Consider the following 18,169-nt stretch of genomic DNA (forward strand, 5'->3'; position numbering starts at 1 on the left):
TGCTGGCGCGCTCCTTTCCGTCAAGCGAAGATATGGCCGCCAAGGGAACCCGCCATGGCATTTTCTGTTTCAGGTTGGCGTTGGGTCAGCCTGTTTCAGGTGGCCCGCTTCCGGTAAACTGGCCTCAGCCGGACAAAAAGATCCGGACGAGGAAACATCAGGAGGAAGCGGCCATGGCAGACGATGCACGGCCCGATGCGTTCGATCCGGACGCCCTGCGCGACAAGTATCGCGCCGAACGCGACAAACGCCTCAAGGCGGAAGGCAACGATCAGTACGTCAACATGGCGGGCGATTTTGCCCATTATATCGACGACCCTTATTGCGAATTCGAGCCGCGCGATCCGGTTACGGACCATGTTGAAGTTTGCGTTATTGGCGGCGGCTTTGGCGGACTTCTGGCCGCGGGTGAGCTGCGCAAGGCAGGTTTCGACGATATCCGCATGGTGGAGAAGGGCGGCGACTTCGGCGGCACCTGGTACTGGAATCGCTATCCCGGCGCCGCCTGCGATATCGAGAGCTATATCTATCTGCCGCTGCTGGAAGAGACCGGCTATATGCCGGTGGAGAAATATTCACGCGCGCCGGAAATCCTCGAACATTCCCGCCGCATTGCCCGGCATTTCGATCTTTATCGCAATGCCCTTCTGGGCACGGAGATCACCGGACTCAACTGGATCGAGGACAAAAACGCCTGGCAAGTCCTGACCAATCGCGGCGACGATTTCACGGCGCAGTTTGTGGTCATGTCAAACGGCCCACTGAACCGGCCGAAACTGCCGGGCATTCCGGGTGTGGAGAGTTTCGAGGGTCATTCCTTCCACACCAGCCGCTGGGATTATGACTATACGGGCGGCGATTGCGCAGGCGGGCTCGACAAGCTCTCCGACAAGGTCGTCGGCATCATCGGTACGGGCGCAACGGCTGTGCAGTGTGTGCCGCACCTGGCACGCGGCGCGAAGCACCTCTACGTTTTCCAGCGCACACCGTCCTCTGTGGACTATCGCGGTGACCGGCCGACCGACGAGGAATGGGTGAAATCGCTTCAGCCTGGTTGGCAGAAGGCGCGGATGGAGAATTTCAATACGCTCGTTTCAGGTGGCTTCGCCCCGGTCGACATGGTCAAGGATGGGTGGACGGACATTATCCGCAACCTGCTGCACATTGCGACACAGGAAGGTAATCAGAACCTGACACCTGAGAAACTGGCTGAGCTGGCCGAACTGGCCGACTTCAAGAAGATGGAACAGGTGCGCGGCCGCGTCGACGATATCGTGAAGGACCCTGAGACGGCCCAGGCGCTGAAGCCATGGTATCGCCAGTTCTGCAAGCGGCCCTGTTTCCACGACGACTATCTGGCTGCCTTCAACCGGGACAATGTCACGCTGGTGGATACGGAAGGGCAGGGCGTTGACGCCATCACCGAGCATGGGGTGGTCGTGAAGGGCAAGGAATACAAGATCGACTGCCTGGTTTATGCGACGGGTTTCGAGGTCGGTACCGACTATACTCGCCGGGCCGGATACAACCCGGTTGGCCAGGACGGGGTGTCCCTCGCCAAGGCATGGGGGAATGGCATGCGCAGCCTGCATGGCATGTTCGTGCACGGATTCCCGAACATGTTCGTCATGGGGCCCGCTCAGGCCGGGTTCACAGCGAATTACCCGCACTTGCTGGCAGAGCAAGCTTCGCAAATCGGCTACACTCTGGCCGAGACGAATGCGCGGCAGGCCGGGCGGTTCGAACTGACGGAAGAGGCGGAACAGGCATGGGTCGATACGATCATCGAGAAGGCCATGCTACGCCAGCAATTCCTCGAGGAGTGCACACCCGGTTACTACAACAATGAAGGCAAGCCGAGCGAGCGCGCCCGTCAGGACTTGTCCTATGGCGCCGGGCCTGATCCGTATTTCGCCATTCTGAAAGGATGGAGGGAAGAGGGAGAACTGGCAGGGCTGTCGCTCGGTTGAGTCGCCCTGCCAGGTGCCGGATCAGTATGTGATGCGCAGGTCTGAGATAGACTGGGCAATCTTGGTGTAGGCGTCGGTCAGTTCGTCGGCGCTCTCCGCCTTGAACGCGAACTCGGTGCCGGATGCGCAGTATTCCAGGATTTGCTTACCGGCCGTCGGGGCCTGGAACGCCACTGTGTAAACCCGGACGCCTTCGTCCTTGATGTTGTCGCACAGCTTCTTGGCCTGGTCGAAAGACGAGCCTTCGCCGGTATTGTGCCAGTTCAGGAAGTCACCATCGGTCATGATGATCATGGCCTTCGCGGAATCCGGCTCGTCATAGCCGAGCGGGTCGGAACCCGACGGCCAGACGCTATCCCACTCCGGTGAGATCATGTACCAGCCCCAGGCGATGCCGATATGGCCCGCGGTGCCGCCGCTGGCATTCAATCCATTGATGTAGTTTTTCAGATCTGTCCGGTCGTTGGTCAGTGGAAGCGGGCCGATCGGATTGCAGCTCGCCATGCTCCAGGTGCCCTTGCTGGAGTTGTATGTTGGTTCAATCGCTTCGATCCATGCGAACGGGCCGGGGTCGTCGTCAGTGTAGGCGTCGGACCCAAGACGTTCTTCGACGCAGGTGTTGGTAAAGGTTTGCGAAGAAGTTTTCTCGACTTCCTGATATTCATACTTGCGGCAACGGCCATTCCGTTTCCACTTAACACAAACCGCTTCGGTCGTTGTGTAGGTGTTGGTGAATGTCCGTGTCGGGTTCAAATTGGTAACTGCTTTGAAGTAATCGCCCGCATCCACATAATTTGAATAGGAAACCATGGAGAGGCGAACATCACCCATATTGGCGGCTTCGCCCGTCGGCAGGAGGACGTCGACTGCATCTTCAGCAGCATCCTTCAGTGCACTCATTTTGCCGCTCCAACCCATGGAGCCTGAAATGTCGAACACGAACGAAACATCGACCTTGCCGATACCATAAGTGGAGCCTGAAGTGACGGCGAAATCCAGATATTGATATCCGATCAGCTCTGTCAGTGTTGTTTTTTGCTGGCACTTGATCGTTGCGTTGATGTCTTGGCTGCCATCGGAATAAGTCACTTCCACTGGCTTGCAGGCGACCATGTAATTCTTGGCCTTGATCACGCCTTCCACATAATTCCTGATGTAGGTGTTGATCTCGGCCTTCGATTTGCCGGCTTGCATTTCACGCGATCCGGCGATCACGGCATTGTCCATTGTGTACTGGATGAACTGACGACTGGTGTTCGTGTTCTGAAGGTCAATCGCGATTCCGACCAGCGCCAGAATTGGCACGATCGCAATTGCCAGAATCATCGCGACATTGCCATCGCGATTGTCGATCCATGTGGTCAGCTTGTTCAACATGAGCTTGCCCCGATTGTAGACATCCGGATTGGATTATGGGCGATTAACGTTTCCACCAGACTAAGAAGCCGGTGAAATCTCCTTACGCGGCGCAAGTATCTGGTAAGAATTGGCCCCCGTTCTGAAGGCTCAAACGGGCGAGCTTGCGTAGTGCGGGCAACAGAACGCAGCGTTTGACGCTGGTCACGGCGCCTGGGCTCGTGCAAACAGCATGCACAAGACACCGCAGCGGCGAGGGCTCTTCCGGGGAGATTCAAAGCGCTGCGGAAGGAGGAAACGATGGAACTGGCCGTTCAATATGGGCCTTTGCTGGTGGCGCTCGCCCTGGCAGGCGCGGCGGCTGGCCTTGCGGCTGGCCTGTTCGGAATTGGCGGCGGGGCAATCATCGTTCCGGTCTTGTACTTCCTGTTTGATGCGATGGGGTATGGAGAGGCTGCGATGCACGTGGCGGTTTCCACGTCGCTGGCCACCATCATTCTGACCTCGGCGCGCAGTGTCAGTGCTCATAACAGCCATGGTGCGGTCGACTGGTCGATCATCCGGGGGTGGGCCCCCTGGATCGTTCTCGGCGCGCTCGCCGGCATGTCGTTGACGGGCTTCCTTTCGAAGCGGGCCCTGCTGGGCATCTTCGGGTCGCTCGCCTTTGTACTGTCCGCGCAGCTGTTCTTCGGCCGGCCCACCTGGCGCCTCGCCGACGACATGCCAAAAGGTCCGCTGCGGATGGCGTTAGGTATGGCCGTAGGGGCTCTGTCGGCTCTCATGGGGATTGGCGGGGGCACATTCGGCGTCAGTCTGATGACGCTCTACGGCCGGCCCATCCATCAGGCCGTGGCGACGGCGGCTGGCTGGGGTGTCGCCATCGGGCTGCCGTCTGCGCTCATGGCCATCTATATTGGCTGGGGGCGGGAGGGACTTCCACCCTTTTCGCTCGGCCACGTGAACCTTGCGGCGTTCGCGCTCATCTCGCTGTTCACCGTCACCATGGCACCGGTTGGAGCGTCGCTCGCGCACAAGCTGGACGCCGTGCGCCTTCGCCGGATGTTTGCCATTCTGCTGGCCGTGGTTGCCGCTCGCATGCTGTGGAAGGCCCTCGGTCTCTGACGGATCAGACGCCGAAGAAGGCTCCGGCGATGCGCTCGATGGCCCAATAGCAGCCCATGAAGCCTATGAAGTAAGCAAGGCCCACGCGCAGCGGCAGCATGCGCTTCGCGGCCAGTTTGTGGACGACAAAGGCTGCCGCCAGCAGAACGCTCACGAACAGGACTTGTCCGGCCTCGACGCCGACATTGAACAGCAGCAGCGCCATCGCTTCCGCGCCCTTCGGCAGGCCAATCTCTGCGAGTGCCCCCGCGAAGCCGAACCCGTGGATCAGGCCGAAGCCGAAAGCGATGGCCCAGGGAATGCGCTGGCTGAGCGTGTCCCAGCCCTTGATGCGGTGCATGGCTTCTGCGCCCAGCAGGGCGATACTCATCGCGATGGTGATCTCTACCGGCGGGCCGGGCAGGGTAATCCCGCCGAGCGTAGCCGCCGCCAGCGTTATGGAGTGGGCGACGGTGAAAGCCGTGAGGGTGAGCAACAACTGGCGAGGCCGCACCAGCAGCACCATGCCGAGCACGAACAGGAGATGGTCCCATCCGAAAAGGATATGCTCCACACCGATCCGGAAATAGGTGGCGATGGGTGCGCCCGTGGGGACGGTCAGGTCCAGCACGGGGGAGGACGGGCGCAACACGGCGCCAATGTCGTCACCTTCCAGCCGGTCGATACGGACGAAGGCATCTGTCAAGGTTCGTTCCAGCCCATCGATCCGGATTTCGCCCTGATTGAGGTCGCATCGCGTGGTCCAGCGCTGCACCAGCGTCCCGCCGGGCGAGGCGACATATTCACCTTCGCGCGCGCAGTCGTCCGGAAAGACCGGGTCGATCTTCAGGCGGCGACCGTCCAGCACAGGCTGTTTCCAGGTGACGTCATAAACACCCAGGGAGGTTTCGATCACTTCCAGATAGGCCGGACGCACTTCATGCGCCGCCGCAGGGACTGCGGACATCAGCCAGACGGCAAAGCCTGCCAGGCAGGCCGCCAGCCAGCGGGCCATGCCAGATCTAATCGGCATTGATGCCTTCAACCTCGACCTTGTAGCGGGCGATGATGTCCTGGATGGCCTTTTCATTCGCTTCGCGGCGTGTCTCATCCTGCCAGTCAGCGAGGACCGCATCCTTCACGTCTTCAAAAGGCTGAAGCTGGGGCGGGGCATTGGTCTCGACCTGAACGAGATGCACTCCGAGCGCCGAGCGGATGGGACCTGTCCAGAGGCCGGAGGCCGGTGTTGCGGCGAGCGATTGCGCAAACTCACCGCCGAACAGCCGCACCACTTCGCGAAGCGGGAGGTCCCCATAAGCGCGCTGCAGCATGAACGGGTCGCCCGCCTCCCGCCAGTCATCCCCGGCGTTCAGTTTGCCAAGCGCGGCTTCGGCGTCGGCGGTCGCGGATGCTCCGCGGACATCCTCGCTGAAGAAGACGTGCCGAAAGGTGACTTTTTGCGGTTCGGTGAACCGGTCCGCATGGGTCTCGTACCATTCCCGCAGCACCGCATCATCCGGCGTGTCTTCGCGGGCCAGGTCGGCGACCATGAAGGTCATCTTCTGCGCCAGGCGCCGGGTCACGATTGTGTCGCCTTCGTCCAGGCCGAGGCGCTTGGCCTCCCGGGCGAGGGCCTCGTCGCGCACATAGTCGTTGACCATCGCCACCATGTCCTCACCGGAGGGCAGGGCCCCTGCCTCCGCCGTGTAGATGGAGGCGAGGCGTTCGAGGTCCGCACTGGAAACGCGGATGGTTCGCGCTTCATCGGCGCGCCCGGACGTCACGACATTCCAGGCGATGAACACCGCCAGGGCGGCGAGGATGAAGTGCACCAGCGGCTCGCGCAGCAGCACGGGCCAGCGGCGCACCTTTTCGGTTGTGTCGGTCAAATTGTCTTCCTGTCGCGTCAGCCGCCCGGGATATACCAGATTGGGGACGTGTAGGCACGCTCCTGGATCGTCTCCGGCACGTCAGGCCGCGGCGGGGTGCCGTTGCGCATGGCTTCCCAGGTTGACCAGCGGCAGGATGGGTTTTCCAGCACACGGACATAATAGGTTGCACGGCGAGCCGGGTCGAAATTCGGGTCCGTCCACAGGACTTTCAGTTCGCTGGCACCCTCATTTGACGGCGTGCAGCTCGACATGTCGACGGAGGCGCCGTTATCGGTGCAGCGTCCGGTCGATGGATCGGGCGTGCCATTGTCGCAGGCGACATCGATGACTTCCTCGCCATCGCTTGTGACCTTGACCACCTGCAGGCGCTGCAGCGTGCCGCCGTTCGGATCGCGCTGGGCCCAGGCGATGAAGGCCGGGGCTTCACCCGTGCCGACCAGATCGCCGCCCATTGGGACGCCGCCTTCATAGGCTTCGTGGGATAGATTGGCTGAGGTCAGCATGTCTTCGTCATAGCCGAAGCCGCCGAAGAAGCGCACTTTCATGCGCGGACCGGTGGTCGCGAAAGTCTCTTTGCGGCGGAAGGCGTCGAAGATGGCTTCACGTGTGTTCTCTTCCGCCCAGACGCCCGTCAGGCCGCTGGCGCTCCAGCGCGAGAACCAGTTGGTGGCATTCTTCACGACGGGATTGGTTTCCGGGTCAGGCTGGTTGTCCCAGCTGGTTGTGCCGGGGAAGGGGACGGAGCCGCGGGCAACTGGCGTACCGTCGACAATGCCGATCTTGGACCAGTAGTCCTGCTCGGAATAGGCGCCGCCGGCGACGTGGCTGTCGGATGCTGCCACGAGGCCGAAACGGAAAGGATCAAAGCCCTTTTCTTCCTGCAGTTTCAGGCCGTTGCGGTAGGCTTCGCGGACATAGGACCCTTTCGTGGCGCCGACCGTGTAGGCGCCGAGCAGTTGGTCGTAGATCTCGAAATTCGCCCATTCGTCATTGGGGGAGAGGTCCGGGTGGGTCTCGCTCGTCCCTTTGACCTGAGTCACCTCGACCAGCGGCTCATTACGCATCCGCTGTTCGGCATAGGCGGTATCGAGCGGTTCGCCATTATATGTTTCCAGACGGAACATCTGGCCGTCCGACACATTGGAGTTGTGCGGGATGGAAATGACTTCCATGCCGGCTTCGCGTTGGGCGTCCATCCAGTCCCAGAGATCTTCCGGATTGGTGGAGTCGAGCGTCGAGAAAGCACGCACAGGTGCCTTGCCCTTGAAGAAGACGTTGCGGTGAAGGTTGCCGCCACCGAAGCCGCCGTTCTCGTCAGGCGTGGTTACCGAGGTGAACTCATAGGCGGCAAAGGTCGTGAACTTGCCGGGCTGGTTGTACTTGTCAGCCGCTGCGACGTTCTGGAGCCAGACCGAATTGATCGTATCGAGATCATACATGTCCTCGATGGGCTTTCCGGTGCGGACGGATTGGCCAACGCCCTGGAAGGCAGCCGTGATCTTGTCCGGATCGGTCGAGAACATGTCCTTTGCGCGCGGCAGCTCTGAAAGCTTTGTTCCGGGCGTGTCCATGGACGGCAGGATACCGAGATACTCGGCATGGTCGGTGACGGTGTAGAAGTCGAGCGGACCGCCGGCGATTGTCATGTCGAAGCCGGATGGGTGCTGGATCGTTTCACCAAGCGCAAAGCGGTAGGCATCGTCCGCGGTGCGGCGCACGTTGAAGATATAGGCGTCGAAGCTGGAACGCGTGTGAATGTGAAGGTCGCCGAAATAGGCGTTGCGGTCAGGGTTGTATCCGGCCGTACGTCCGGTCTCGGCCACCGCGGCCGTCTCCGCCGCAGGCGTACTGGCTTCTTCTGTGGATGTGCCTGTGCCGCTGCAGGCGGCCAACGTCATGATCACGGCCAGCGCCGTCGTTTGCTTCAACATGGATTCCTCCCTCTCGCGCCCCTGTATTGGCACTTAAAGTGCATTTAGATCGCGATTGGGAGGAGTGTCCAGACTGACGCCGCGTCGTCGCTGCTATACGGCCGAAATGTCAGTGATCTTGTAGGTCAGCGGTGTTTCGCCATGGCTTGCCACAGTGATGTACTCGCCTTCCGAAAAGACGTGGTCGCCCAGCCGGTAGCCGGCCTCGTCGTCACCCTCATCGTCTTCGTCATAGTGGAACTTCCACTGGTTGCCGCGATGGGTCAGCAGGCCCGTTGCATGCTCGTCCGGATCGGGGTGGAAGCGGGTCACCCGGCATTCTTTCTTGTGTTCCCGCCAGGCTTCCACATCGAGGTGGCCGTCCCCGGTCAGCGGCGCGACGATGAAATAGCCGATGCGGGCGTCGCCCTCGGTGACGCCGGGGTTGCGGGCGAGTTGCAGGGTAATGCGTTTCAGAGTCATCTTTTTCTCCGGTTTAGCGGGCCAGAATTAGTGGGCCATAATCAGCGGGCAAGAGCGAGGGCCGGGGCTTCTGCGGCATCCAGCAGGCGCTGGGTGGTGCCGCCGAACAGGCGTTCGCCAATGCGGGAATGGCCATAGGCCCCCGCAACAATTATCGACGCATTACTGCCTTTGGCCAGAGACAGGAGACCACTGGCCACCTGGCCTTCGATCGGCATGCGCTTGTGTTTCACATTGTGGGAGTCGAGCCAGGCTTCGAGCGCCGCCGGGCTGGAGGCGTCGCGCGGCTGGTCCTTGCCGAGGTCTGTTTCGTTTTGGGCGATGATCACTTCGCCAAACGCCTTCACGATCGGCAGGTGGAACCGCACGGCGCGGGCGGCGCCATTGGATCCGTCCCATGCCACGACCACGGGTCCGTCCGTCAAAGGCTCGGACCCGGCCATGACCACAGGCAGGCGCGCTTCCATGAGGACATATTCGAAGGAGAGGCTGAGCGGGTCTGCCGCTTTCTGCACACTGTGGGGAAACACGACCGCATCGGCGAGCGTGGCGGCGTTGGCGCCGGCCCGTTCGGCCACATCGACAATGTGGGAAAAATCGCAGGGTACGTTTTCACCAGCGGTCGCCGCCTCAAAGGTTGCTTTTGCACGGGCGATCACTTCTTCCTGCAGGGCGGAGATATCCCGCGTTGCATTGGCTGCGAGGCCTGTTGCTTCGGGGGTCGACATTACGATCAGGGTCGAGGTGGGGTCGGGCAGGGCGCACACACCGCTGACCGGCACGTTCAGGCGCCGGGCGATCCCCAGAGCGGTCAGCGTCGAGGCACGGTCGGCAGATTCCGCCCCTTCCAGCATGGCGACAACGGACATGAGCGTCTCCCTGTAAATTCACCCGCAATGGGCCTTCAGGACACCACGTCTAACACGCTGAACGTGCAATTGTGCAAGGGATTCTACGTAGCCGCAGCGATCCGCTCTCGCGCGATCCGGTCCGCCACTTCATTGGTGGGGGTGTCATGGGACAAGGCTTCGTCCAGAACCTCACCCAGCGTTTCGACCAGCCGGGCGAGTTTTGCCTCCACCCAGTCGCGTGAATAGTTGCCGGAAATTTCTGCCGCGACATTGATGATGCCACCGCCGTTGATGACGTAGTCCGGCGCATAGAGGATGCCCTTGCGGCGTAGCAATTCACCCATTTCCGGCACGATCAGCTGGTTGTTGGCGCCGCCGGCAATGGCCTTCACCTTGAAGCGCTCCAGCGTTTGCTCGTTCACCACGGCGCCGAGTGCGCAGGGCGAGAAGATATCGGCATCGACATCGTATATGGCATCCGGTGAGACAATGTTGGCGCCGGTCCGCTCGGCGACCGCGTTCAATGCGGTCTGGTCTATGTCGGTGATCACCAGCGTCGCGCCGGCTTCTGCAAGATGATCGCAGACATAGCCGCCGACATGGCCGACACCCTGCACGGCAACCGTTTTTCCGGTCAGGTCGTCGGTGCCGAAAGCGCGTTTCGCCGTTTCCCGCAGGCCGAGATAGATGCCTTTCGCCGTGACGGGGGAAGGGTCGCCTGAGGCGGCTTCGCCTTTGCTGAGCCCGGCAACATAGGGGGTCTCTTCGCGCACGATTTCCATATCGGCCACGCTGACCCCGACATCTTCTGCTGTCGTGTAGGCGCCTTGCAGGCTGTGGACGGCACGCCCGAAGGCACGGAACAGTTCCGGTGACTTGTCTGTGCGGGCATTGCCCCAGATCACGGATTTCCCGCCACCCAGGGGAATATCGGCCATGGCGTTCTTGTAGCTCATCCCCTGGCTGAGCCGCAGGGCATCCTTCAGCATCGCTTCGCCGCTGTCATAATTCCACATTCGGCATCCACCTGCTGCCGGTCCGCGGGCTGTGGAATGGACCGCGATGATCGCCCGCAGGCCGCTGGCGGCGTCATGGAACATGTGGACGCCTTCATGGGCATCATAAGAGGGGTGATCGAACATGCGGCTTCCGGGAGTGCAATTAGATACAAATGTAACGAATTGACCGCCTTTAGAGACCGCTTTCCCTTCGGTCAATCTTAGTCCCCACCGGGGATGGTCAGATGTAGTCAGCTCTGGCGCAGTTGATGCAGGCAACGTAGGGTTTGCCCACTGACCGGACACAAGGCTGATGACCCGATCATTCCTGACGATTCCGTCTCTTGCGGCACGCCCGGCACCTGCCGGGTCCCCGCGTTGACGTCTTTGCAGCTTTTCCCGGCTATGGTTACCGCCTGATATGCAGCTGCGCCCGCTCCTTCTTGCCATCGGCATCATGACCGTGCTCCTGGGCGTGGCCATGCTGCCGTGCGCGCTGATCGACTGGGCCGACAAGCGCCCGGAAGCCTATGTTTTCTCGGTTTCCTCCTTCGGTGCAGTGTTCATCGGTACATGCCTTTGGGTGCTCGCGCGCGGGGAGGTGGAGCGCACCGGTCAGCGGGAAGGCTTCCTGCTGACAGTTCTCGTCTGGACCGCCCTGCCGGCTGTTGCCGCGATCCCCTTCATAGCGTCCGGCATGAGTTTTACCGATGCCATGTTCGAAAGCGTGTCGGGCCTGACCACGACCGGCGCAACCGTCATGACCGGGCTCGATTCGCTGCCGCGTGGCTTGCTGCTGTGGCGCTCGATCATTCAGTGGTTCGGCGGTATTGGCATCATCGTCACCGCGATTGCCATCCTGCCTCAGCTGCGCGTCGGCGGGATGCAGCTGTTCCAGCTGGAAAACTCCGACCGTTCCGGCAAGTTCCTGCCGCGCGTGACAGACATCGCGACGTATCTTGGCCTGACTTACCTCATCATCTCGCTGACCTGCGCGCTGGTTTATTATTTGTGCGGCATGACCTGGTTCGATGCGATCTGCCACGCCATGACGACCATGTCGGCGGGCGGCTATTCCACCCACGACGCATCCTTCGGTTATTTCAACGACACGCCGGCAGCCTATGCAGCGACCTTCTTCATGTTCGTCGCCGGCCTGCCATTCAGCCTGCTGGCCATGCTGCTGTTGCAGGGCCGGATCATGCCGATGATCACCGACCCGCAACCCCGCGTCTATGCCGGGATCGCACTCGTGCTTTCCAGTACGATCGTGATTTATCACGAGGCTGTGGTGGACCCGCCGATCTTCAACCACGTCTTCCACGGGTTCAAGGAAGCCTTGTTCAACATCATCTCCGTGATGACAGGCACAGGATACGCCTCGGCGCCCTACGACACCTGGGGCACACCGGTGATGGCGATCGTTCTCGGCGCGACTTTTGTTGGTGGCTGTGCCGGGTCAGCCGCATGCGGCCTCAAAATGTTCCGTCTGGAGATCGCATCGAAAGCAATGCTCGCCTATTCGCGCCGCATGGTGCAGCCGCATCGCCGGGCGCCGATCAAGTATGGCGGCAAGAATGTCGATGAAGATACGCTGCAGTCGGTTATGGTCTTCATGTTTCTGTACTTTGCGACATTCCTGATCTCTGCCGCACTGCTCGGCCTCGATGGACTGGATGCGATGACCGCCATTTCGGGCGCGGCAACGACGCTGTCCAATGTCGGCCCGGGACTTGGACCGATCAACGGACCTTCCGGCACGTTTCAGGACTTTTCCGACTTCGCCACCTGGATATGTACGATCAACATGCTGCTCGGGCGGTTGGAATTTGTGGTCGTCTTCGTGGTGCTGACTCGCCGCTTCTGGCGCGGTTGATCCGAAGACAGATTAATTCCAGGGATTGAAACGCCGGGTCGACCGCGCGGGGTGCCCATTGTCAGCTTCCGTCTCCGGCTTGTCGGCAGGGGCTTCCGGCTCTAGTGATTCCGGCGCTGAGCTGGTCGTGGCAGGCAGGGGCTGTGCGGGGCTACCAGGCATCATGTCTGCCTCGGTGAAACCGAATTCCTCATCCTGTTCCATCCGCCATTCCTGACCCGGTACAGGCTCGTCTGTGGGAAATTCGTCCGGCAGGTCGAGCGTGCCGTCGATCAGTCCGCGTTCGGCCGGTTTGGCGGGCGCGGCCGGGGTCTCCGGCTGGACGCGGTGGGCGGCATGCGTTGAGCCAAGGCCGAAGCCTGATGTGATGCCCGACAGGCTGAAGCTGCGCGGAGCGGCCTGTTCGGGCTCCGGCACAGGGGCAGGTTCCGGCTGAGACGCCGGATCTGGCGCAACATCCATCGCCGGTTCCGCAATCGGTTCCGGGACTGGTGCTGCGGCGGGCTCCGATGGCGTTTCCGGCGCGATTTCAGCATCCGGCTTGCGATAGCTGCTGAGGTCGCCCAGGCTGTTCGAGAATAATGCAGAGCCGAAAACCGGGCCTCGCCGCTGGAAAGTGACGGCCGGCTCCTGTGCCGGTGGTTCTGGCTCGGCGGCAGGCGCCTCAGCTTCGCCGCCTGCATTGCGAATCGAGTCCCATACGTCGTTTTCGCTGCCGAAAGGGTCCTCGGCTGCTTGTTCCGGCTCGGCAGGCGTTTCGAATTCTGCGGCGATGGCATAGGTGCGGGCCGTTTCTTCCGATCCGGCGAAAGGAGCATAAGGGGCTGCCACTTCTTCGCTGACAGGCTCCGGTGCAGGTTCGGCCGCCGGTTCCGGGGCAGCGGTTTCAATGGCGACGGGCATGGCGGGCGCTTCGACCGCTGGTTCCGGCTCGGGTTCCGGCGCCGCGTCCAGTTCGGAATCTTCAGCGGCGTGTGCCGCTTCCGGCGGAACCGCGTTCATCTGGTCGGCCATCGCCGCGATCGCGGCCTGCATGTCTGCCTGGCCTTCATACTCCGGCTCGGGGAGCTCGTGGTCTTCGAGCGGACGGGACTCGTCGCCATCGTCTTCCGGGTGCTCAAAGTTTTCCAGCTCATCCAGCGGTGTGGCCGCATCAGCCTCGTCTTCCGCAGCTGCCTCATCCAGGCTGCTCAACAGGGCCGAGATCGCCTTTTCGGCGCCGCGCGCATGACGGTGCGCCTCGCGGTACATTTCCTCAACGAACTCGGTATAGGGCCGCCCGCTGGCGTCGGTTTCGCTGGCGAAATCCTCCGGCGTGCAGGTCTCTATTTCGCGGCCCAATGTGTCCGTCAGCAGCAGGGAATGAGGCGCGGCCGTCAGCGTCACGCGATACCCTTCGGTATCGTGCTTGATCGAGCCATTGTCGCTTTCTTCCCAGCCGACCCGCTGCTTGCGAGTCATCTCATCGAGCTTGTCGATCAGGCGTTTGGTCGAAGGATGCAGCATTCCGGGGCGTCTCCCGTTTCCCTGTCCGGAGCCTACCAGTTAGCCCGTGCAGGCCGATTGTTCAAATGCTGCATCAAGATTCGGGCCAGGAAAGTCAGACTGTGATGGCTGCGCTGGCAGGTGGTGCCGGATCGGGCCAGGTACACCGCCCGGTTGTGCCTTTCCGGGCCAGTATAGACCGGGCCAGTGCAGACCCCCGTCCGCGCCGGCCCAAAATGGTTTGGCTACTGCTCCGCCTTCACGCGGGCGATGTCTTTCAGGAAGTCTTTCACCGGTTCGCCCTTCGCGGCGGAAAATTCGCTGCGATAGCCTTTCACGACGCCATCCGGCGAGACGAGCAGGTAAGACGGCGTCCAGCCGATCTTCAGCGCGCTTCGGATGCTCGTGTCAGGGTCGATCACGACCGGATAGGAATAGCCTTTCTCGGCGAAATAGGCGTCGACCGAGCCCCACTTCTTGTACATTTCTTCCGGCGTGGTGCGCGCTGCGCTCGCTGGGACGTGGATCGACAGGAAGTCGAGATCCGGATCCTGCGCGATCGCCGTGGACAGGGCGGCGACATACGGCCCGTCTGCCAGGCAGTCCCCGCACCAGAGGCCCCAGATATCGATCACGGTCCAGTTGGAGAGATCATCGGAATCGAAAGTGGAACCATCCAGCGTCGTACCGGTAATGTGCGGCAGCTTCTCGCCCAGGAAAACATATTCATACGGGCGGCCGTAATCGTCGCGGCGCACGCTGCCATCTTCAGCCAGGGGCAGGGGGTTGGTGGTGATGAAGCCGGTTGCGTCGGCCGGCAGGACAGGTTCCGCTTCGGCAGATGGCGTTGTCGCTTCGGCGGGCGGTTCGGTCGTTTCGCTTGCCGGGCTGCAGGCGACAACGAGTGCGATCATGGCGCTTGCGGCTACGAATGATCGGATCATGAGAGGTATTCCTTTTGACGTTTCCGCCCAGATAGCAATGCGCACTGGCAGTTTGAACTTACGCCACCCGTAAGTTGTTCTATCAAGACATTGAATAGACCGGCTTTTCCATAAGAAAAACCCCGGCCACGAGCCGGGGTTTTCCAATTCTCGAGTTGCACTCAGTGCTTAGCTGTAGATCTCGAACAGGCCAGCAGCGCCTTGGCCGCCACCGATACACATCGTGACGACACCCCATTTTGCGCCGCGGCGCTGGCCTTCCATCAGGATGGAGCCGGTGCAGCGTGCGCCGGTCATGCCGAACGGGTGGCCGATGGAGATCGAGCCGCCATTGACGTTGTATTTCGCCGGATCGATGCCGAGGCGGTCACGGCTGTAGAGGCACTGCGAGGCGAAAGCTTCGTTGAGTTCCCAGAGGTCGATGTCGTCAACCTTCAGGCCATGACGCTCAAGAAGGCGCGGAACGGCGAAGACCGGGCCGATGCCCATTTCGTCCGGATCGCAACCGGCCACATTGAAGCCGACAAAACGGCCGAGCGGCTTGAGGCCGCGCTTTGCAGCTTCCTGGGCTTCCATGACAACCACGGCAGCAGCGCCGTCGGACAGCTGGGAAGCGTTACCGGCGGTGATGTATTTGCCTTCTTTCACGACCATGCCGTTGGAGAAGACAGGCTTCAGGCCAGCGAGGGATTCCACGGTGGTGCCGGGACGGTTGCAGTCGTCGCGGTCGACGGTGACTTCCTGGAAGGTTTCTTCACCGGTTTCCTTGTTGACGAGTTTCATCCGCGTCTTGAGCGGCACGATCTCCTCGGCCATGTGGCCGGCTTCCTGGAACGCGGCGGTGCGCTTCTGGGATTCAGCGGAGTATTCGTCCTGGTATTCGCGGCTGACATTGTAGCGGTCAGCAACGATTTCGGCGGTTTCGAGCATCGACATCCAGACAGCCGGCCATTTTTCGTACAGGCCTTCTTCGACGATGCGGTGGCGGTTGGTCTTGCCGGAATGGGCGACCAGCGACAGGCTTTCGACACCGCCGCCGACAGCCACAGGTGCACCCTCGTTGATGACGGTGTGAGCAGCATTGGCAATTGCCTGAAGGCCGGAGGAGCAGAAGCGGTTGATGGTTGCGCCCGCGGTCGAGGAAGGGCAGCCGGCGGCCAGCGCAATGTTGCGGGCAACGTTCATGCCCGTTGCGCCTTCCGGCTGGGCGGAGCCGAAGAATACGTCTTCCACGGCGCCTGCTTCAACACCAGCGCGCTCTAGAGCGGCCGACATCACGTGGCCACCCATGACGATCGGGTGGGTGTCGTTGAGGCCCCCGCGGTGGGTCTTTGTCATGCCCGTACGGGCGTAGGATACGATAACGGCTTCACGCATGGATTTCCCTCCAAGGACTGCTGTGATTGTTGCGCTGCACCCTACTGGCCTCACGTAAGGAACACCAGCCCTTCCGTTCGCGTAAACGGCATGAAATCACGGCAAATTTTACCCCGATAACGCCCCGGTGAGGTGTTGATGGGGGACAGGAATGCAAAAAAGCGCCGCCTGGCGGCAGGCGGCGCTCAATTTCCGATAGTTCGGGTCAGGCTCAGACCGTGACTTTCGCCTTCGGTGCGGCAGCTTTCACACTGTCGTCCACATAGGGTTCGAACTTGGCGAAGTTCTCGACAAACATTTCGGCCAGTTTGGTCGCCTGCTTGTCATAGGCGGTACCGTCATCCCAGGTCGAACGCGGATCGAGGATCTTTGCATCGACGCCCGGCACGGCGACCGGGACGAGGAAGCCGAAGGTTTCGTCCTTACGGAACTCGACATTGTTCAGCGAGCCGTCGAGCGCAGCGTTCAGCAGGGCGCGGGTCGCCTTGATCGGCATGCGATGGCCGGTGCCGTAAGGTCCGCCGGTCCAGCCGGTGGAGACCAGCCAGCAATTCACGTCGTACTTGCCGATCAGTTCACGAAGCAGGTTTCCGTATTCGGACGGATGGCGCGGCATGAACGGACCGCCGAAGCAGGTGGAGAAGGTCGCTGTCGGTTCAGTGACACCTTTCTCGGTCCCGGCAACTTTGGCGGTGTAGCCCGACAGGAAGTGATACATCGCCTGGGCCGGGGTCAGCTTGGCGATCGGCGGCATGACGCCAAATGCATCTGCCGTCAGCATGATCAGGTTTTTCGGCTGGCCGCAGCGGCCCGACAGGGATGCATTCGGGATAGCCGAAATCGGGTAGGCGCCGCGGGAGTTCTCGGCGAGTGTCGCATCATCGAGATCAAGGGTGCGGGTGTCCGGGTCCATCACGACGTTTTCGAGGACCGTGCCCCACTGCTTTGTCGTGGCGAAGATTTCCGGCTCGGCTTCTTCCGAGAGCTTGATCATCTTGGCGTAGCAGCCGCCTTCAAAGTTGAAGAGGCCGTTTTCCGACCAGCCGTGCTCGTCGTCACCGATCAGGATGCGGGTTGCATCGGCGGAAAGGGTCGTCTTGCCGGTGCCAGACAGGCCGAAGAAGATGGCGGCGTCATCGTCCGGCGAGGTGTTCACCGAGCAGTGCATCGGCATGACCTTCTTGGCCGGCAGGTAATAATTGAGCGCCGTGAAAACAGACTTCTTGGTCTCGCCAGCGTAAGACGTTCCGCCGATCAGGACCATGCGCTTGTCGAAATTGACCGCGATGACGGTTTCGGAGCGGCAGCCATGGCGTGCCGGATCGGCACGGAAGCTCGGGCAGTTGATGATGGTGAACTGCGACTCAAAATTCTCGTACTCGCCAGCTTCCGGAACGCGGAGCAGGTGGCGGATGAACAGGGAGTGCCACGCGTATTCGGTGACCACGGTCACAGGCAGGCGGTGGGAAAGGTCAGCGCCGCCGAACAGTTCCTGTGCGAACACATCCTGATTAGCGAGGTGGGCCTTGAAGTCTTCGAAGAGAACGTCGAACTGCGCCGGCGTCATCGAGGCATTATTGTCCCACCATACAGTGTTTTCGGTGGTTTCGTCGCGAACCGTGAACTTGTCCTTTGCAGACCGCCCGGTGTGCTGCCCGGTTTCTACAACAAGAGGGCCGCCCTCAGCGACACGTGCTTCGCCCGCTGCAACGGACGTCTCGTACAAACGTGCTTCGTTCCAGTTCTTGCGGACGGATTTCGGCTGAATCCCCAGTTCTCCAAGGATCGCTACAGTATCGCTCATTTTAGCCTCTGTTCCTGCCTTTTATATGCTGTTGCCCCAGCGCATCTCGTGCGCCCGTTTGGCTTACCCGTGCAAAATCTGCAACATTTGTGCCCATTACGGAACCGGTTGTTTCATTTATT

14 protein-coding genes are annotated in these 18,169 nt (G+C 61.1%); 3 read left to right on the forward strand and 11 right to left on the reverse strand.

Annotated features, from left to right (window positions below; genetic code table 11):
* Positions 1 to 173 precede the first annotated feature (173 nt).
* The gene (locus tag R3C98_RS13110) at positions 174 to 1,970 is read left to right on the forward strand and encodes a flavin-containing monooxygenase (protein ID WP_371314529.1); all 1,797 of its coding nucleotides are present in this window, start codon (positions 174 to 176) and stop codon (positions 1,968 to 1,970) included.
* Positions 1,971 to 1,991: 21 nt separating this feature from the next.
* Here the strand turns inward: R3C98_RS13110 and R3C98_RS13115 are convergent, their stop codons facing one another.
* Positions 1,992 to 3,347 carry a pilus assembly protein TadG-related protein gene (locus R3C98_RS13115; protein ID WP_371314530.1) on the reverse strand — a complete coding sequence of 452 codons (1,356 nt, stop codon included), beginning with the start codon at positions 3,345 to 3,347 and terminating at the stop codon, positions 1,992 to 1,994.
* Positions 3,348 to 3,626: 279 nt separating this feature from the next.
* Here R3C98_RS13115 and R3C98_RS13120 point away from each other — a divergent pair, with 279 nt between their 5' ends.
* Entirely contained in the window at positions 3,627 to 4,448 is an 822-nt protein-coding gene (locus tag R3C98_RS13120) for a sulfite exporter TauE/SafE family protein (RefSeq protein ID WP_371314531.1), read from the forward strand.
* Positions 4,449 to 4,452: 4 nt separating this feature from the next.
* Here R3C98_RS13120 and R3C98_RS13125 read toward each other — a convergent pair whose 3' ends face one another.
* The 6 genes from R3C98_RS13125 to R3C98_RS13150 all read right to left on the reverse strand — a co-directional run bounded on the left by R3C98_RS13125 (position 4,453) and on the right by R3C98_RS13150 (position 10,705).
* Positions 4,453 to 5,460: a HupE/UreJ family protein gene (locus R3C98_RS13125; RefSeq protein WP_371314532.1), complete on the reverse strand. Its 1,008-nt coding sequence runs from the start codon at positions 5,458 to 5,460 to the stop codon at positions 4,453 to 4,455.
* Positions 5,450 to 6,316 (reverse strand): peptidyl-prolyl cis-trans isomerase, encoded by an 867-nt coding sequence (locus R3C98_RS13130; protein ID WP_371314533.1) that lies wholly within the window; start codon positions 6,314 to 6,316, stop codon positions 5,450 to 5,452. The genes R3C98_RS13125 and R3C98_RS13130 overlap by 11 nt, the downstream gene beginning before the upstream one ends.
* Before the next feature lie 17 nt (positions 6,317 to 6,333).
* A complete protein-coding gene (locus R3C98_RS13135) occupies positions 6,334 to 8,250 on the reverse strand; it encodes a DUF3604 domain-containing protein (protein WP_371314534.1) in 1,917 nt (638 codons plus the stop codon).
* A 93-nt stretch (positions 8,251 to 8,343) separates the two neighbouring features.
* On the reverse strand, positions 8,344 to 8,712 hold the full coding sequence (locus R3C98_RS13140) for a hypothetical protein (protein ID WP_371314535.1): 369 nt from the start codon (positions 8,710 to 8,712) through the stop codon (positions 8,344 to 8,346).
* A 41-nt stretch (positions 8,713 to 8,753) separates the two neighbouring features.
* Positions 8,754 to 9,581: a universal stress protein gene (locus R3C98_RS13145; protein ID WP_371314536.1), complete on the reverse strand. Its 828-nt coding sequence runs from the start codon at positions 9,579 to 9,581 to the stop codon at positions 8,754 to 8,756.
* Positions 9,582 to 9,664: 83 nt separating this feature from the next.
* Positions 9,665 to 10,705, reverse strand: a complete 1,041-nt coding sequence (locus R3C98_RS13150) for a Glu/Leu/Phe/Val dehydrogenase (protein WP_371314537.1) — start codon at positions 10,703 to 10,705, stop codon at positions 9,665 to 9,667.
* A gap of 277 nt (positions 10,706 to 10,982) precedes the next feature.
* On the opposite strand from R3C98_RS13150, the gene R3C98_RS13155 reads away from it, so the two are divergent.
* Positions 10,983 to 12,437 carry a TrkH family potassium uptake protein gene (locus tag R3C98_RS13155; RefSeq protein ID WP_371314538.1) on the forward strand — a complete coding sequence of 485 codons (1,455 nt, stop codon included), beginning with the start codon at positions 10,983 to 10,985 and terminating at the stop codon, positions 12,435 to 12,437.
* A 12-nt stretch (positions 12,438 to 12,449) separates the two neighbouring features.
* On the opposite strand, the gene R3C98_RS13160 is transcribed toward R3C98_RS13155, so the two are convergent.
* The 4 genes from R3C98_RS13160 to R3C98_RS13175 form a co-directional block, all read right to left on the reverse strand.
* Positions 12,450 to 13,943 carry a hypothetical protein gene (locus tag R3C98_RS13160; RefSeq protein WP_371314539.1) on the reverse strand — a complete coding sequence of 498 codons (1,494 nt, stop codon included), beginning with the start codon at positions 13,941 to 13,943 and terminating at the stop codon, positions 12,450 to 12,452.
* 224 nt (positions 13,944 to 14,167) lie between these two features.
* On the reverse strand, positions 14,168 to 14,866 hold the full coding sequence (locus R3C98_RS13165) for a redoxin family protein (protein WP_371314540.1): 699 nt from the start codon (positions 14,864 to 14,866) through the stop codon (positions 14,168 to 14,170).
* Positions 14,867 to 15,034: 168 nt separating this feature from the next.
* On the reverse strand, positions 15,035 to 16,243 hold the full coding sequence (locus R3C98_RS13170) for an acetyl-CoA C-acyltransferase (protein WP_371314541.1): 1,209 nt from the start codon (positions 16,241 to 16,243) through the stop codon (positions 15,035 to 15,037).
* Between the two features lie 211 nt (positions 16,244 to 16,454).
* Positions 16,455 to 18,047: a phosphoenolpyruvate carboxykinase gene (locus tag R3C98_RS13175; protein ID WP_371314542.1), complete on the reverse strand. Its 1,593-nt coding sequence runs from the start codon at positions 18,045 to 18,047 to the stop codon at positions 16,455 to 16,457.
* Between the last annotated feature and the right edge of the window lie 122 nt (positions 18,048 to 18,169).

This window comes from Hyphomonas sp., assembly GCF_041398465.1.
Classification (GTDB): domain Bacteria; phylum Pseudomonadota; class Alphaproteobacteria; order Caulobacterales; family Hyphomonadaceae; genus Hyphomonas.

Bases quoted from the DNA above. Each gene is read 5' to 3' on its own strand.
- R3C98_RS13110 (WP_371314529.1), top strand. From the start codon at position 174: ATGGCAGACGATGCACGGCCCGATGCGTTCGATCCGGACGCCCTGCGC.
- R3C98_RS13125 (WP_371314532.1), bottom strand. From the start codon at position 5,460: ATGCCGATTAGATCTGGCATGGCCCGCTGGCTGGCGGCCTGCCTGGCA.
- R3C98_RS13145 (WP_371314536.1), bottom strand. From the start codon at position 9,581: ATGTCCGTTGTCGCCATGCTGGAAGGGGCGGAATCTGCCGACCGTGCC.
- R3C98_RS13120 (WP_371314531.1), top strand. From the start codon at position 3,627: ATGGAACTGGCCGTTCAATATGGGCCTTTGCTGGTGGCGCTCGCCCTG.
- R3C98_RS13140 (WP_371314535.1), bottom strand. From the start codon at position 8,712: ATGACTCTGAAACGCATTACCCTGCAACTCGCCCGCAACCCCGGCGTC.
- R3C98_RS13135 (WP_371314534.1), bottom strand. From the start codon at position 8,250: ATGTTGAAGCAAACGACGGCGCTGGCCGTGATCATGACGTTGGCCGCC.
- R3C98_RS13155 (WP_371314538.1), top strand. From the start codon at position 10,983: ATGCAGCTGCGCCCGCTCCTTCTTGCCATCGGCATCATGACCGTGCTC.
- R3C98_RS13160 (WP_371314539.1), bottom strand. From the start codon at position 13,943: ATGCTGCATCCTTCGACCAAACGCCTGATCGACAAGCTCGATGAGATG.
- R3C98_RS13170 (WP_371314541.1), bottom strand. From the start codon at position 16,243: ATGCGTGAAGCCGTTATCGTATCCTACGCCCGTACGGGCATGACAAAG.
- R3C98_RS13115 (WP_371314530.1), bottom strand. From the start codon at position 3,347: ATGTTGAACAAGCTGACCACATGGATCGACAATCGCGATGGCAATGTC.
- R3C98_RS13175 (WP_371314542.1), bottom strand. From the start codon at position 18,047: ATGAGCGATACTGTAGCGATCCTTGGAGAACTGGGGATTCAGCCGAAA.
- R3C98_RS13165 (WP_371314540.1), bottom strand. From the start codon at position 14,866: ATGATCCGATCATTCGTAGCCGCAAGCGCCATGATCGCACTCGTTGTC.
- R3C98_RS13150 (WP_371314537.1), bottom strand. From the start codon at position 10,705: ATGTTCGATCACCCCTCTTATGATGCCCATGAAGGCGTCCACATGTTC.